This is a genomic window from Chitinophaga ginsengisoli (genome assembly GCF_003014595.1).
GTDB lineage: Bacteria > Bacteroidota > Bacteroidia > Chitinophagales > Chitinophagaceae > Chitinophaga > Chitinophaga ginsengisoli.
Window position 1 is genome coordinate 1 of sequence record NZ_PYGK01000008.1, and the last position, 13,783, is coordinate 13,783.

The following is a 13,783-nucleotide window of genomic DNA, read 5'->3' on the forward strand; positions in this document are numbered from 1 at the left end:
TCCACTAATGCGAAATAGCCGTCCTGTATGGGTCCTTTCATCCTAACGCAAAATTAGAAAAATTCGTCTCGCTTCACAACTTTTGGCCTTGATCCTAGAGGATGACGTTTGGTGCCGTGGTTCGAAATTTATTATCTGAAAAAATCAGCTTTTCTGCGAAAGAGGAGAGTTATATGTTACCGTTAGATGCTTAACGCAACCATGCAATATCACTTAGAAAATTGGCAGGTAGTGTAGTTTACTATAATTAATACCTCTCGCTAACTTTTGGTGAAGAACAATAATAACCGGAATTTTCCCCTCGGACCTTTATTACGGGATTATCTAAATTCGCTGCAGCAACCAGTAGCAAAAGGCTAATGGAACTTTATCATAATAGGGCGATAATACTAAAAAAATTAGTATATTAATACCTGATAACTGAAAGTTTTCATAATGACTGAGCTTTATAGCGGTTATACAGGTATTTATATTTATATGTATATCTAAATTAGACCATTAAAAGATGGCCTAATTTAGATATTGTTGATCTATTATTAGTCGCCAAACAAAACTTAAACCGCTATACTGACCCCCAAACTAACATTATGACGATTGACTTCCAAAAGGCTTTCAAATTCGACCTTGATACTAACCGCGTATTAGAAGTACCTACACCTGAAGGAGAAACTGATTTCGGTGAATACATCGGCGGATTAATTATAGACGTTGTAGCAGATGCCCGTAGTAAAAAATATTTGTTCCCTGCTGATGAGACTACAACTATGGCTGATATGGCAAAAATTCTCGCAGACGATCACAGTGACGTAGCTGCCAGAAGATTTGCCCGTCGCCTTATGACTGCAGAGGCAAGAGTACAAGGGCGCATAGAACATTTGAATAAAGAAGTACAAAGAGGTATGATGATACAGGCAGTGGTAACTATGGGAGAGCTACGTTATTTTCTGATCATCAAAGCAGAACATTTTGACTTCATTGACGAGAGTAGTACGCTCAAATCCACCGGCCTTCCGATAAAAAAGAAGATATTTAAAGCCTTTTGCGCTCACCTAGGTGAAGATGACGCACCAACCCATGCCAAGGTAAGTGACTATCGCACCGTAATATCAACCTATTGGTGGCAAGATTTTTTAGAGTTAAAAGAAGAATATACAGATGAATATAACACGATAAAAAGTTTTGAGGCGCTAGAACGCAAGATTTTTAATCCAATGAAAGAAAAACATCCAAGGGATTACATGTACCTACGTAATGCCACAGTGCAATATTATCGTTCTAAAGAAGAATTCGTACTTGAAGATTATGTACAAAGTATAATAGCACCTTATATTCCGGAGGATGAAACACTTGAAATGGATAAGGTAGCCGACAGAGTCCGTGCTTTACCGGAAAAACAAGAATTTGATGGTCGCTTCCGGGTGATCACCAACAAGATAAAGAAACGAATTATTAAGCATCTACCTCTTACTCCACAGCTGGAACTGGTGATAAAAGAAAATATCAATTGGGATCGTACAGTAAAGTCGGTAGTAGTAGATAACCTAAAACATATTCTTATTAGAACCGATGCCGGTTATGACCATTTTAAACCATCGTAAATTGTGTTAGTACTATCCAATTTATTACCCCTATTCTTTGAACATCATCAAGTAAATGAGATCAAAGAAACTGTTGAGCTACTTGAGCTCAAGTCAATATGCAAGAATCCTAAGAATAACGTGGTAAATACATTATCCACTTTTTTTCAACATCTATACACGGATCACTGGCAGGTGGCAATTGAAGATGGAGATGACCCTTTTACCTTTGATAATTGGGTAGAAGATCTATCTTCCTTCCTTGAACGCTGGGAACACTTGTTGAATAACTATGATGAAGAGGATGAATGCAAGGTGACTGTTACTGTGCATAAAGCGGTTCATGATATTAACATGACCTTTGTTTATGATCATGACGCTTTCATGCATTACCTGACGCAGATTAAAGCGATCGATTTTATTGGTGTCTTTTCCCGGCATCTGATAAAATGTAAGGGAATGGCCATTTTTGTAGTAGCGAGCTTATCAAAACGCGCAGGATCCAATACCGTACATTTTTTAGAAAACATTCCGCCAATTGGCACCAAACCTAGTTCAGACGTTGATCATACAAAAACATGGGAGCGACTCAAAAGCGTTTGTCAGTTCTCTGGAGTTGAAGACTCTATTTTACTGCCATCTGACTTAAAGCTGGAATCGAAGGGTGCCTTGCCACCAAAATTGATCGAAAAATTTGAAAAGTGTGCCCTAGTATTATTACTATCCATTGTGGCTGATTTTATGACCATCCGGGAAAATAAGCTGATTGGTAAGCTGAATGGGTATAAAACATTCAATCTAGACTTTGACATTCCCCAATTAAGTACTGCCTCAATTGACACATACTATAAAATTTATTTATGGTTGCTTACAGGTGGCAACCTCCAGGATAAAATTGGCATTGTACGTAATCTAATCTCACTAAATGTTGATTCTAATGATCTCTATACCCTACCCGATGCGGTCTATCATTCTATACTTTCCGGATTTAAGGTTTATGAGCGCCAAAACATCAAACAGTATATCGAATTACGTAATAAGATGTACGATCAATTAATGGGATTCAATGAGAAAGCCGGCAAGATCGTGGAGACTTTCGCTAACAGCTTTCAAAAATCTGCATTGGCAGTGGTTTCGTTGTACGCTTCTATGATTGTTGTCCGTGTGTTATCTGCCAAAGATGTAAAAGGCGCCTTCACATTGGAGGCTACAATGTTATCCCTTGCATTTCTACTAATATCTTTTGTGTATTTTTTTATTAGTCGTTGGGAAGTCCGGCAGCAGCGTCTGCGATATACAGAAAGTTATAACAATATGAAATGCCGTAATGAGGATCTACTTACTAAAGAAGACATTACAAAAATATTAAATAATGACCGTGACTACAAAGCGGACTTGGCGTTAATCGATGGCAAATTACAGGAGTATTCCGTCCTGTGGTTGCTGCTACTAGCCATATTAGCAACAATTACACTGCTTTTATTTCACCTAAATCAGAGAGATATTTACACACCTACCCTTTGAAATGAAAACGATGCGCAAATATAATTATTTATTCTCCGGCGTATTGGCTTTTATAGAAGTCTTATTGCTTACAGCATTGCTAAAAAAAGACTTATCATGGTCATGGTCTCCTATTAGTATACCGATTACAGGGTTTATTGTTACACTGATTTGGGCGGCACAACTGTACTTTGTTGTCCGAGCCAAAGCCCCACAAGCTGTCGGAAACCTCGCTGTGGATTTTACCCAACGTCCAAGTGTCTTTGTAAGCGTGATCTGCTGTATCGGATTTCTATTCTTATGGCTGTTATTTGCTATCATTGTCTTCACATCTCGTCCCCAACAATACCAGACCTCCCAACAGGTAAATGATTATTTTGAGAAAATCCGTGATGATCATGTTATACTGACAGCATTTTTAACAGCCATGCCCAAAGGCGGAGATCTGCATCATCATTATTCTGGGTCAATATATGGGGAAACCTACTGGAACATGTTAACTGACAGCGATGGTTGGATGAACCCGTACAGCCTCGAGGTAGACACTGTAGGTGCACGACACAAGCCTCCATGGAAGCATTTTAATGCGCTACGCTCAGAGATGTGGTTCGACTCTCTTAAACAGGCTTTTTTGCGTAAAGTGTCTGTCAAAAACTATGATGAATTGATCGGTCCAACTGATCAGCACTTCTTCTCGACCTTTGCCAGACTTACTGCTGTGGAAAGTTATGATATGCAAAAGTGTTTGCAGGAACTCAAAAAACGAGCCGTTGCTGAAAATGTACATTATATTGAAACTATGCTGGGATCTCCAGATACCGCTATACAACTGTCTACGGGACCGGCTTGGGAACAGTCAATGACTGGAGCCCTGTTATCTGATAGCACATCGGTATTGGATACACTCAATAAGGTATATGCTGCTCTTATAACAGCGGGCGTCACTAATACTGCTACAAAATTCTGTCACAAGCTAGACCTGCTCCATCAAAAGGCAACTATTGACGATAGCGCATTCATGATGCGTTATCAGTTGCATGCCAACAGGAGTGCACCGCCACTTAGTGTATATAGAAAGCTTTTAATCGCCTTTCACTCAGCCAGCTTAGACTCACTGGTTGTAGGGGTTAATCTGGTTTCACCGGAAGATGGGGAAGTGTCAATGCGGGACTATAGCCTGCATATGTTAATGTTTGCTCACCTACACCGGCACTATCCTAATATCAAATATGCGCTACATGCCGGTGAGCTGGCATCAGGAATGGTACAACCGGAGCTGCTACGTTACCACATCCGACAGGCAATCTTTGTGGCAGGTGCGCAACGCATTGGCCATGGTGTCGATATCGCTCATGAGGCACATTGTGTTGAGCTACTGAATACAATGAGTAAACGTAAAATACCGGTGGAAATCAACTTAAGCAGTAATGAATTCATCTTGCATGTAAAAAATGAGAAACATCCTATCATGTTGTATCACTCGCACAAGGTGCCGATTATTATCAGTACTGATGATGCAGGAGTGCTACGTACTGATTTGACGCAGCAATATATCTTATTGGCTACTAGGTATCCCTCCCTGCCTTATATTGAAATCAAAAAAATCGTTAGAAACAGTATTGCATTTAGCTTTTTACAACCTAATCTGAAGCGTCAGAAGCTCCAACAACTGGATAAGGCTCTAAGCGAATTTGAAAATGATGTGCTGCGAAATAATCAGGCTTCTGAAAGCAGCATTAAGTAATGATATCAACGACTTATTAGGTGATTCACAATGTCTATAACGAACATTTAAGACTCCTCTACGATCGGTGGGTATTTTTAACAATATGTCCTTGCCAGTTTTACTGAAACACGAATAATTTACTGATAATCAAACATATTTGGTTCGACCCCTACCGCTACTGGGCACGTAAATGGCAAACGCCGGAGATTATGTCTTCGGCGTTTTTGTTTTTAATATAATCCCACTACATATAAAGGAGGATCAAGTTGAATTCGGATCAAGTTGAAAACCCATTTGCTGGTCGTAGTCTCTCACAACATCTTCCATAAATTCTCTCATGCTCCTAAAGAACTGTTGTTCCCTTTCATTTGATACAATGTGGTGGTTCACGATATCCCTTTGAAGAATTTCCTGCCTTTTACTTATACTGCCTTTATAGACCCAATTTTCAGGACTGTGATTTGATGGCATCAACAACTCAAAATAATTTGACGGATATTCGAATTGGGCTGTGATATGAGTACCGGCATTTAAATAATGTAAGCAGGAATCTGTTCCTACCGTACTAAGCAAGTATTCTCCCTGGCCTATATCAGCCGCAATTCCACCGTCGAACTGAACACCAATACCTCCGGAAACAACACTTTTTATAACTGTTCTTATACTGCTGCTTTTTGCTTGTAGTATTGTTTTTTCGCGTACAAAAAAAATGATAGATCTTATCGTACAAGCGTTAAAAGAATAATCCTGATACAAGATATCTAAACTCGGCGTTGTGAAAAAAAGAGGAGGCCGTGTCGAGAAAGTATGAATGAAATTACAATACTGCAATGGGATTACATTGACTCCTCTTAAAATATCTAGTGAATCATTAACTATATAGAACCTCATTAAAAAAAATTTTAAAGGCAAGCGAGTGAACATGAAGTTCTTTATTCCTACTGAAATAGCATATCAGTGGCTTTATACTTAGCTACTTTACACTTTTTAAATGAAGTTCTGATCCTACATAATAATATCGAAGGGCTGAGGTTTTCTCCAAAGCCTTCAAAAATATGTCAAGGGGTTTCTTTTTATTAATACTTCCGGTAAATGTGGCGGCAGCCAACTCATTATCATCTATTACAATTTTCGAGACATCGAACCACCTGGGAATCACATCAGCAATTTCACGCATCGAAGAATGATTAAAGAAAAATATACCATCCATCCAGGAAAGCGTCATTTTGGGTTCAAATGTCCTTGTAACTGCCGGATGGTTCAGAGTACTCACTACCTCAAACCCTGGTTTAGCTATTATTTCCTCATTCTTCCTATTGATAATTATACTACCTGACACCAACGAGGCTATCATTATACCTGGTTTGTATGTATTTATATTAAAATTGGTTCCTAATACTTTAATATCCCCCATCTCTGTATGAACAATAAAAGGCCTATTAGGATCTGTTTTAACTGTAATGTATGCCTCCCCATCAACATAAATCTCTCTGGCGGTTTCGGGGAAGTTGAAAGGAAACTTGAGAGTTGTAGAAGAATTTAGATGAATAGAGGAGCCGTCTGAAAGAACCAAGGTATAGTCCAATTTAGAAGGTACAAATAAGTCGTTTAAACGATAATCGTTATTTTTCCTTGAATTAAAAGTCAAAGTATGACTACTATCGTTTATAGCGATACCATCACGCTCAATTTTCTTACCGTTATTACTACCAAGTAAATAGACGATACCGTCTGCAGCTTTCAGTTTAATAGAATTTGAAAATTTGATGCTTTCATTGTTGTCTAACTTCGCACCAAAGTCACTTTTTCTCAATAAAAAAAATAACGGCGCTGTAATTAGTAAGATAATGGAAGCTGCAACCAGATAACGGAAATTCCTCCGTCGGTTCAAATGCGACTGCTTCCTTTGATTAAACATAACTAATGCTGCTGAAACATCTCGCTTCGGTGGATTTTTGGGAAGCAACCCGCTTTCTATTCTTGCTATATGCCTATCGTACATTAACCGGATTTCAGGGTTCCCACTAACAAGGGTTCGCAGCTCAACCTTTTCTTGTTCAGTAATTTCATTTACATACTCTTTTGTAAAAAGTATCTCAGCGTGTATTTTCAAAGCCTCGTCCATTCTCCGAATGTGGTTACAATGAGTGATATGTACATTTTATTCTATAACTGGCTATATTCTCTGCGAAGTTTAAATATTGCCCTCTCCAGGTGTTTTTTGAAACTGCTCAAAGCAATACGCATTGTCGATGCTCCTTCCCGATAGGTTTTCTCCTGCATATATACGCTATCCAGGGCTTGCCTTTGTTGATCTGTAAGTTTAGATATAGCCATTGATAATCTACGGGAGTAGAAGGCTTCGTCCATCTGGTGCTTAAATGAGTCTTCTGTTTGGTAAGCAAGGGAATCTTTAGAAAGATTATCCTGAAATTTTTTTTGACTTTTATGCCTACGTAAATAATCTATACAATTATGCTTGAGTACGACGAAAAGGATTCGATCTAGATTATTGTCTTCCGGTTGAATATACAATTTTTTCTCCCATACCTCCATGAAGGTATCCTGGACCATATCCTCTGCGACATGATCAAGAAGTACCAATTCAAGAGCTCTATAGTAGAGTCTATTGTAATACCTTTCGAAAAAAAGCTCGTAGGCACTATTATGCCCCTCAATAAGGGCTTTAACTATGAAGTCAGAATCACACGACATATAAGAGCTAAAATTAACAAAAAAAAAAGATTTCGTAATATAATTTTTAGCATAAACACCCATGGTTCCCAATGCTTAATAATTCAGCATTTTTTCAAATACTGATCAGCTCTATATAAAAACATGATAAACAAAATGCGATTGGTATGCAGTCATGTTAAATCTAACTGCTGGTGGAGATCTTTAAGGTTAATTTTATGTAAATTCATCATAGATACTGGAGCCCTCGCTCGTTTTGCTAACCTAATAAATTTAGAAAATGCGCCTTGTTGTTGAGCCCTATGCGCTGCTTGAAGAGAGCGCCCACCCACCTGTACCTGGACGAATAAGAAGAAGCAGTAAGCGTTTGCCAGTTACGGAATATGCAAAGTACTCATCTGGAACTATAATTACTCAAAAACTACTTAACAATTTTTGCTCCATATATCTTTATAGCATCGATGCGAAACAAACAATGCACCTGATTATTAAGTCCATGGAACCGAAGGTTGTATTGCAAATCTTGTTAGAGGCCAATAACACGATTGAGATTAATGAGAGGTTATACGAGGGAATAAAGCGATTAACGGCAACACTCATTATAGTTCCAAAGGGAACTACGCGGTTAAGAGTCAAAAAAGATAAAGTGAAATTAATCTACATTGAACTGGGATTTGATCTATTGAATGAGCTCTCTGCGGAGGCAGAGATATTTCAAAGAGCACTGAACAAGCTACTATATTCTAATGAAATACTCTTTGATGTGATTGCGACGGAATATCTGGAGGATTTACTTATATACAACTTTGAGCAAGCAATCGAATATAATTATACACATGGAAACAGAAATATCACATTTAAATCAATAATTTATTCTTTTTTATCGCATTTTCTGCAAAGTAGGCAAGATAAGTCAGAGTTAAACGCATCATTGCCAGATATTCCTCATAGAGAAAAAATAATGAACATACGAGATACTATAAGATCACATCCTAATTTGCAAACATGCCGACTTGAGAATCTGTCGAAAGAATTTCTATTAAGTAAACAAATGATTGGCCAACTTTTTTACCAGTTATTTAATATACACATCTCTGAATTTTTATCCAGTCAAATAATGGAAAAAGCAGTTTTAATGCTAACCACTACTTCGATTCCTATTAAAGAAATCGCAGCAGAACTCGGCTATTCTGCAAGCTCCAATTTTGTCCGGGCCTTCTATGAAATACATAATGAATATCCAGCAGATGTTAGATTAAACGGAAAAATAGGAAACAGGAAAACTAAAAAAAATAACTAAATGATAATTGAAAAATTTCAAATGATAGCTGATTTTAAATTTAATTTCTGAAATTTGGCGTGTAACAACTTATGAAAATGTCTATGCATTTATTAGTATACCCTGAATAAAATTTCGTATACACAGCTATATACTTTCCGCTTACTTGAATTATAAATTGGCAGTTAACCAGTAGATATCAATTGAAGATAATCAGATACCCCCTTTGTCTAATAGAATATATTAGCTGAAGCTACTAAGGCTATAGGAGAGTTGTTAGTACTCTTTTATATCCATTCAAAATTACAATACCCATATACTTCTTTTTATGAATAAGAAACTCCTTTTTAATGTTGCCACACAACTATTAATACTTCTATTTACTTATACGGGAATCAGTAAGCTGCTTGTATATAGTACATTCAAGATGCAGTTAGAGCGGCAACCTTTGACATCAAACTTTGCTATATCATTAGCAATTATTTTACCAATTGCTGAGTTATTGATTGCGCTATTTTTATTAACAAATCGTATGAAAAGATTTGGGATTTACGGTTCCCTTGGTTTGATGCTGATGTTTACCCTTTATGTAGCCTACATGGTAATATTTGTTCCTCATAGCCAATTACCATGCTCTTGCGGAGGTATTATAAAAGAAATGAACTGGACGCAACATTTGTATTTTAATATTTTGTTTACGATCATAGCCCTATTAGGTCTGTGGACATATAATAAAACATCAATTGCCAAATATTGAACCCGTACACAAACTACAAAATATGCAAACAAGACTTTTGATAATTCTAATATTGCTCATCTCTTGCAATAGCACCGCAACGAATACAAACGAAATTCCAGATTTTAATATACTGCTGACTGATAGCTCCAATTTTAAAACAAGCTCCATTCCACAAGGGAATCCAGTAGCCTTTGTTTTTTTTCATCCTGAGTGTGATGAATGCCAAAACGAAACACGGGACATTATAAATAACATTGATAAATTAAAAAAAATAAATTTTTACTTTATAAGTGTCGCATCCTTTAAGGATATCAAAAGCTTTAAAGAGCAATTTGGTTTGACAAAGTATTCCAACATAGTGGTGGGAAAGGATAACATGTTTTCGTTCCCCAAATTTTTCGAGGACGCAAACAAGATTCCGTTTATCGCGATCTTTAATCGGGAAAGGAAGCTGAAGTTAATTTTAAAGGGAGGATTTAATGCCGATGAGGTTTTAGAGGAATTAAAGAAGTAGAGATAAAATTCTAAACCGATATATTAAATGAATATGAATCCAGGAAACGTGAATATGCCTGTTCAATCAGAAAATAATTATTCAATGAACGGTGACTATTCAGACGTTTTGATGAAAAATAGCTTTATTTATTCTGAGCATAAAAATTATTACCTGGTTGGCGAAGTTCCGAAAACGTATGGCTGGGTAATTTATCTATCGATTATCCGATCCGATATCCATATGGTATTAAGCTTAGTATTACCGGTATTAAAATCGCAGGAGATTTCTTTTGCAATTGTCAAAGACCGGAATATAGCCAAATATATTCTCGATGGAAATTTAGGATATAGCAACCTCGCCAAAATTCTACAGATATATCCAGGTTGCAGTAAACAGGCTTTAGAATTGGCAAAAATTCTGATTTCCCTGACATCAAACTTTAGAGGTCCGGTAATACCAACAGCGGCACATCTGGGACATCTTGTGTATACAGCTTACGAAGACCCAAATGAGTTCACACTTGACACAGCGTTCAATAATCCAAATAAAAAGTCGTCGGGCAGCTTTGACAGTGTATTAAGGAAAAATCATGATAACACTAAAAAATCCGGTAAAACAGACTGGCCATTTAGAGAAATAACAGAACCCGTTTACAATTTTCTTCCAAAACTGCTGAATAAAAGGTATAAGCCCTTATTCATTTTGAAAGCCGATGCAAAAGGTCAGGTTCTAAAGGGAATTTATATGAAGGGGCTATTTAATGTCAAAAGTTGCATACTTAAAGAGGGGAAAAAGGACATGTGGACTGATGAGCAAGGTAGAGATATGGAGGACCGCCTCAAATGGCAATACCAACTAAGTATGGATCTGCATAGCCACATTCCATTACCCAAAATCATTGATCACTTCCGGGAGAATAATGCCAGTTACTTAGTAATGGAATTTGTTAAGGGACAACCGCTGGAGGATGTGATTTTAGAGCGCCATGATATGAGCACCTGGTCTGATATGCCCAATGAAACGAAAATAGCCTTACTAAATCTCTATTTGTCGATAACTAACGTAATTCAAATATTGCACAAAAAAGGATATGTACATCGTGACATAACACCCAATAATTTCCTAGTACAAAAAAAGGGGCAAATTTATTTGATCGATATGGAACTAGCATATTGTATAAGGGAATCCACAGGATTACCACCGTTTAAATTGGGAACTGTTGGGTACATGTCGGAAGAACAAAGTTTGCAAAAGGAGCCCACGTATGCAGAAGATAGCTATGCACTTGGTGCACTCCTTGCTTTTTTATGTACAGGGCTCCCCCCGGTTAAATTCGATATAAGGACTAAGTATCTATCTTCTAATCTTTTTTATTTAATAAATGACATACAAATCTGTGAGATTATTAGTAGGTGTTTAACTGACGATGCAAATGAAAGGCCAAATGTCCTTGAAATAACGCAAAGTGTCTCTCGATTAGCTAAGTCCTTAAAAAACAAAAGCGAACTGAATGAAAGAGAAATTGAGTCACAAGTGTCTTCAGAACTAAATAATTATCCCTCTATTGAAGAAACAATACAGTGTTCAGTTGATGGACTAGTTCACCCATTTCTTATCACGGACAGCAATATATGGTTTACATTGCTTTCAAGTGATCCGTTAATTGGTAATAATCAAATGGAGACAGCCTTATTAACAGGTTGCAAACAGGGTATTAGTGGAATTATATATTTGCTGTCCATCGCAAAGATGAATGGATTTGATGTAAGTAAGTGCTTAGTTAGCTATCAGAATAGCTGGGCACATGTACAAAAAGTAATTACTGATGCACCTGAGGGAGAACATTTAGGATTATTTGAAGGAATGGCAGGTATCGCTGTAGCAATAGCCTATGGCGTACGAGCTGAGTTGCTGCCAGCTGACCCAATTATTCTTAATTTGCTAACTAGATGTTTTGAAAATAATTCAAATTTAATTTCGATTGATTCTGGCTTGGCTGGTCAGGGAATAGCGTTAATTCAATGTCAAGGTAGTTTACCAAACGAGTTTATTGACCGAAAATTATTCGAATATATAAATATAATATTGGGCAAGCAATTAACGAATGGTGCCTGGAATATACCGAGCAACATTCGATCTCAGGGAACTGATTTAGGATTTGCATCAGGTATTCCCGGAGTTTTATACTTTCTGTTAATTGCTGTTAATAGATTTCCAAATGACAATAGAATAAAAGATGCCGTAATAAAAGGGATGAAATGGTTGACCAGAAATGCTAAGAGAAAAGGAAATGCCTATTTGTGGACAACATCAATTAATAGTAAAAATCTAGATTTGGTGTCTTTTGAAAAGGGCGTACCTGGCATCATATTTTTATATATCAAGGCATTTCAAGTGCTGAATGATCCTAATTACAAATCCATTGCAATAAGTTCTTTAGACATTTTGCCTGGTAGAATCATACATGTAAACTTCTCTGTATTAGATGGACTTTCCGGACTTGGACATCTTTATTTAGAAGCTTCTAAAGTATTTAAAAACACAGAATGGATAGCCAGGGCCGACTGGATAGTTGAGCTTTTTAAGCGCACTTGCATTCACCACAGAAGTGGTTCAGGTTACTGGGCGATGGATGCACATCCTGAAGCCGTTTCCAACTTAATGTATGGTGCATGTGGAATTATACATTTTTTGATACGCAGACTCAACATAGAAAAAATCAATTACCCTTTATTACCGCTATAGTCTCCCATCAAAACTGAAACGCGTGAAAAATAAATTGCTTTACTATAATGGGCTTTCATTCATTCTTGCTATTGTAGCGGCAACAATCAATATTAGAGCGCGAAGGCCTGCTGCACCGAATGCAAGAGTGTGGACTTATAATAATTTAACATGTACACTATTTACCACCACATGTGGTGGACATGGAGGCGGAAGACCTGCAACAACTGGAACAGCTCACCATAGAATTCTTTATACTATCAATAGCCTTTGTATCAATATAAAGCCATGCTAATTTTTTAAAACTATGTAAAGATTATATGCATATTAAATCTCGTTGCCGACACCGGCAAGGCAACCAGGGGAAACCGAAAACCTGAGGAAAGAGTAGGTTCTTTTTTAATTGTTAAAAGTTTTCGCTGTTTTTTGGATTAAAAGACAGCATTATTATGAAAAATTCATCTGTAATCTTTGGCGTTTCTTCTCTCGTTTTAGGTGTAGTTGGCGCAATATCAACCATGGGCCATAATAAGTTTACCGCTAATGCTCGCATTATTACTAAACTTCACAACTTGCAATGTACATTGTTTACAACTACCTGCGGAAACGGCACTGGTGTTTGTACTACTCTTACACATCGCACTGTTTTCACACTAAACAGCCTAGACTGTTCAAAGGTACATCCTAAGTCCTAGATTCAATTAACACTTTTATGATTTAAAGAGGCGCCCCGGAAATCCAGGGCACCTCTTTCTGCGATATTTTTCAGCGCTTTTGGCGCAAATCGAATATTTGAATCCATTGATTGCCATTCTACCTGTGGTGAGAATTTTTCATAAAGTGAATCTTGCGATCTCCAATAAGGATATCGCAAGATGAAAGCATAGATATATATAAAATTCAAATCGACACTTAATAGTTAAAATTTCCCATATTTATCAAGTCTCATACGCGAGTAGGTTCTTTTTTTTATTGTTAAAAGTTTTCGCTGTTTTTGGATTAAAAAGCAGCATTGCTATGAAAAATTCATCTGTAATCTTTGCCG

Annotated in this window: 10 protein-coding genes; 7 read left to right on the top strand and 3 right to left on the bottom strand. The window is 37.1% G+C overall.

Annotated features, from left to right (window positions below; translation table 11 throughout):
- Nucleotides 1-587: 587 nt before the first annotated feature.
- From CLV42_RS19195 to CLV42_RS19205, 3 genes are read left to right on the top strand one after another with little or no spacing between them, the layout of a single operon-like run.
- Nucleotides 588-1,598, top strand: a complete 1,011-nt coding sequence (locus tag CLV42_RS19195; protein WP_106603558.1) for a nucleoid-associated protein — start codon at nucleotides 588-590, stop codon at nucleotides 1,596-1,598.
- Nucleotides 1,599-1,601: 3 nt separating this feature from the next.
- The gene (locus CLV42_RS19200) at nucleotides 1,602-3,101 is read left to right on the top strand and encodes a hypothetical protein (RefSeq protein ID WP_106603559.1); all 1,500 of its coding nucleotides are present in this window, start codon (nucleotides 1,602-1,604) and stop codon (nucleotides 3,099-3,101) included.
- A gap of 1 nt (nucleotide 3,102) precedes the next feature.
- Nucleotides 3,103-4,824, top strand: coding sequence for an amidohydrolase family protein (locus CLV42_RS19205; RefSeq protein WP_106603560.1), 1,722 nt, complete (start codon nucleotides 3,103-3,105; stop codon nucleotides 4,822-4,824).
- 243 nt (nucleotides 4,825-5,067) lie between these two features.
- Here the strand turns inward: CLV42_RS19205 and CLV42_RS19210 are convergent, their stop codons facing one another.
- The 3 genes from CLV42_RS19210 to CLV42_RS19220 all read right to left on the bottom strand — a co-directional run bounded on the left by CLV42_RS19210 (nucleotide 5,068) and on the right by CLV42_RS19220 (nucleotide 7,584).
- On the bottom strand, nucleotides 5,068-5,697 hold the full coding sequence (locus CLV42_RS19210; protein WP_106603561.1) for a hypothetical protein: 630 nt from the start codon (nucleotides 5,695-5,697) through the stop codon (nucleotides 5,068-5,070).
- 82 nt (nucleotides 5,698-5,779) lie between these two features.
- Nucleotides 5,780-6,931 (bottom strand): FecR family protein, encoded by a 1,152-nt coding sequence (locus CLV42_RS19215; protein WP_106603562.1) that lies wholly within the window; start codon nucleotides 6,929-6,931, stop codon nucleotides 5,780-5,782.
- 41 nt (nucleotides 6,932-6,972) lie between these two features.
- Nucleotides 6,973-7,584: an RNA polymerase sigma factor gene (locus CLV42_RS19220; protein WP_106603563.1), complete on the bottom strand. Its 612-nt coding sequence runs from the start codon at nucleotides 7,582-7,584 to the stop codon at nucleotides 6,973-6,975.
- A 196-nt stretch (nucleotides 7,585-7,780) separates the two neighbouring features.
- Here CLV42_RS19220 and CLV42_RS19225 point away from each other — a divergent pair, with 196 nt between their 5' ends.
- The 4 genes from CLV42_RS19225 to CLV42_RS19240 all read left to right on the top strand — a co-directional run bounded on the left by CLV42_RS19225 (nucleotide 7,781) and on the right by CLV42_RS19240 (nucleotide 12,759).
- Nucleotides 7,781-8,800: a helix-turn-helix domain-containing protein gene (locus tag CLV42_RS19225; RefSeq protein WP_106603564.1), complete on the top strand. Its 1,020-nt coding sequence runs from the start codon at nucleotides 7,781-7,783 to the stop codon at nucleotides 8,798-8,800.
- Between the two features lie 307 nt (nucleotides 8,801-9,107).
- Nucleotides 9,108-9,536 carry a MauE/DoxX family redox-associated membrane protein gene (locus CLV42_RS19230; RefSeq protein ID WP_106603565.1) on the top strand — a complete coding sequence of 143 codons (429 nt, stop codon included), beginning with the start codon at nucleotides 9,108-9,110 and terminating at the stop codon, nucleotides 9,534-9,536.
- Between the two features lie 22 nt (nucleotides 9,537-9,558).
- Nucleotides 9,559-10,032 (top strand): peroxiredoxin family protein, encoded by a 474-nt coding sequence (locus CLV42_RS19235; protein WP_106603566.1) that lies wholly within the window; start codon nucleotides 9,559-9,561, stop codon nucleotides 10,030-10,032.
- A gap of 27 nt (nucleotides 10,033-10,059) precedes the next feature.
- Nucleotides 10,060-12,759, top strand: a complete 2,700-nt coding sequence (locus CLV42_RS19240) for a lanthionine synthetase LanC family protein (RefSeq protein WP_106603567.1) — start codon at nucleotides 10,060-10,062, stop codon at nucleotides 12,757-12,759.
- The last annotated feature ends 1,024 nt before the right edge of the window (nucleotides 12,760-13,783 follow it).

Coding starts and splice junctions, on each gene's coding strand:
- CLV42_RS19235 (WP_106603566.1), top strand. CDS start 9,559: ATGCAAACAAGACTTTTGATAATTCTAATATTGCTCATCTCTTGCAAT.
- CLV42_RS19230 (WP_106603565.1), top strand. CDS start 9,108: ATGAATAAGAAACTCCTTTTTAATGTTGCCACACAACTATTAATACTT.
- CLV42_RS19210 (WP_106603561.1), bottom strand. CDS start 5,697: ATGAGGTTCTATATAGTTAATGATTCACTAGATATTTTAAGAGGAGTC.
- CLV42_RS19195 (WP_106603558.1), top strand. CDS start 588: ATGACGATTGACTTCCAAAAGGCTTTCAAATTCGACCTTGATACTAAC.
- CLV42_RS19215 (WP_106603562.1), bottom strand. CDS start 6,931: ATGGACGAGGCTTTGAAAATACACGCTGAGATACTTTTTACAAAAGAG.
- CLV42_RS19205 (WP_106603560.1), top strand. CDS start 3,103: ATGAAAACGATGCGCAAATATAATTATTTATTCTCCGGCGTATTGGCT.
- CLV42_RS19225 (WP_106603564.1), top strand. CDS start 7,781: ATGCGCCTTGTTGTTGAGCCCTATGCGCTGCTTGAAGAGAGCGCCCAC.
- CLV42_RS19220 (WP_106603563.1), bottom strand. CDS start 7,584: ATGGGTGTTTATGCTAAAAATTATATTACGAAATCTTTTTTTTTTGTT.
- CLV42_RS19240 (WP_106603567.1), top strand. CDS start 10,060: ATGAATATGAATCCAGGAAACGTGAATATGCCTGTTCAATCAGAAAAT.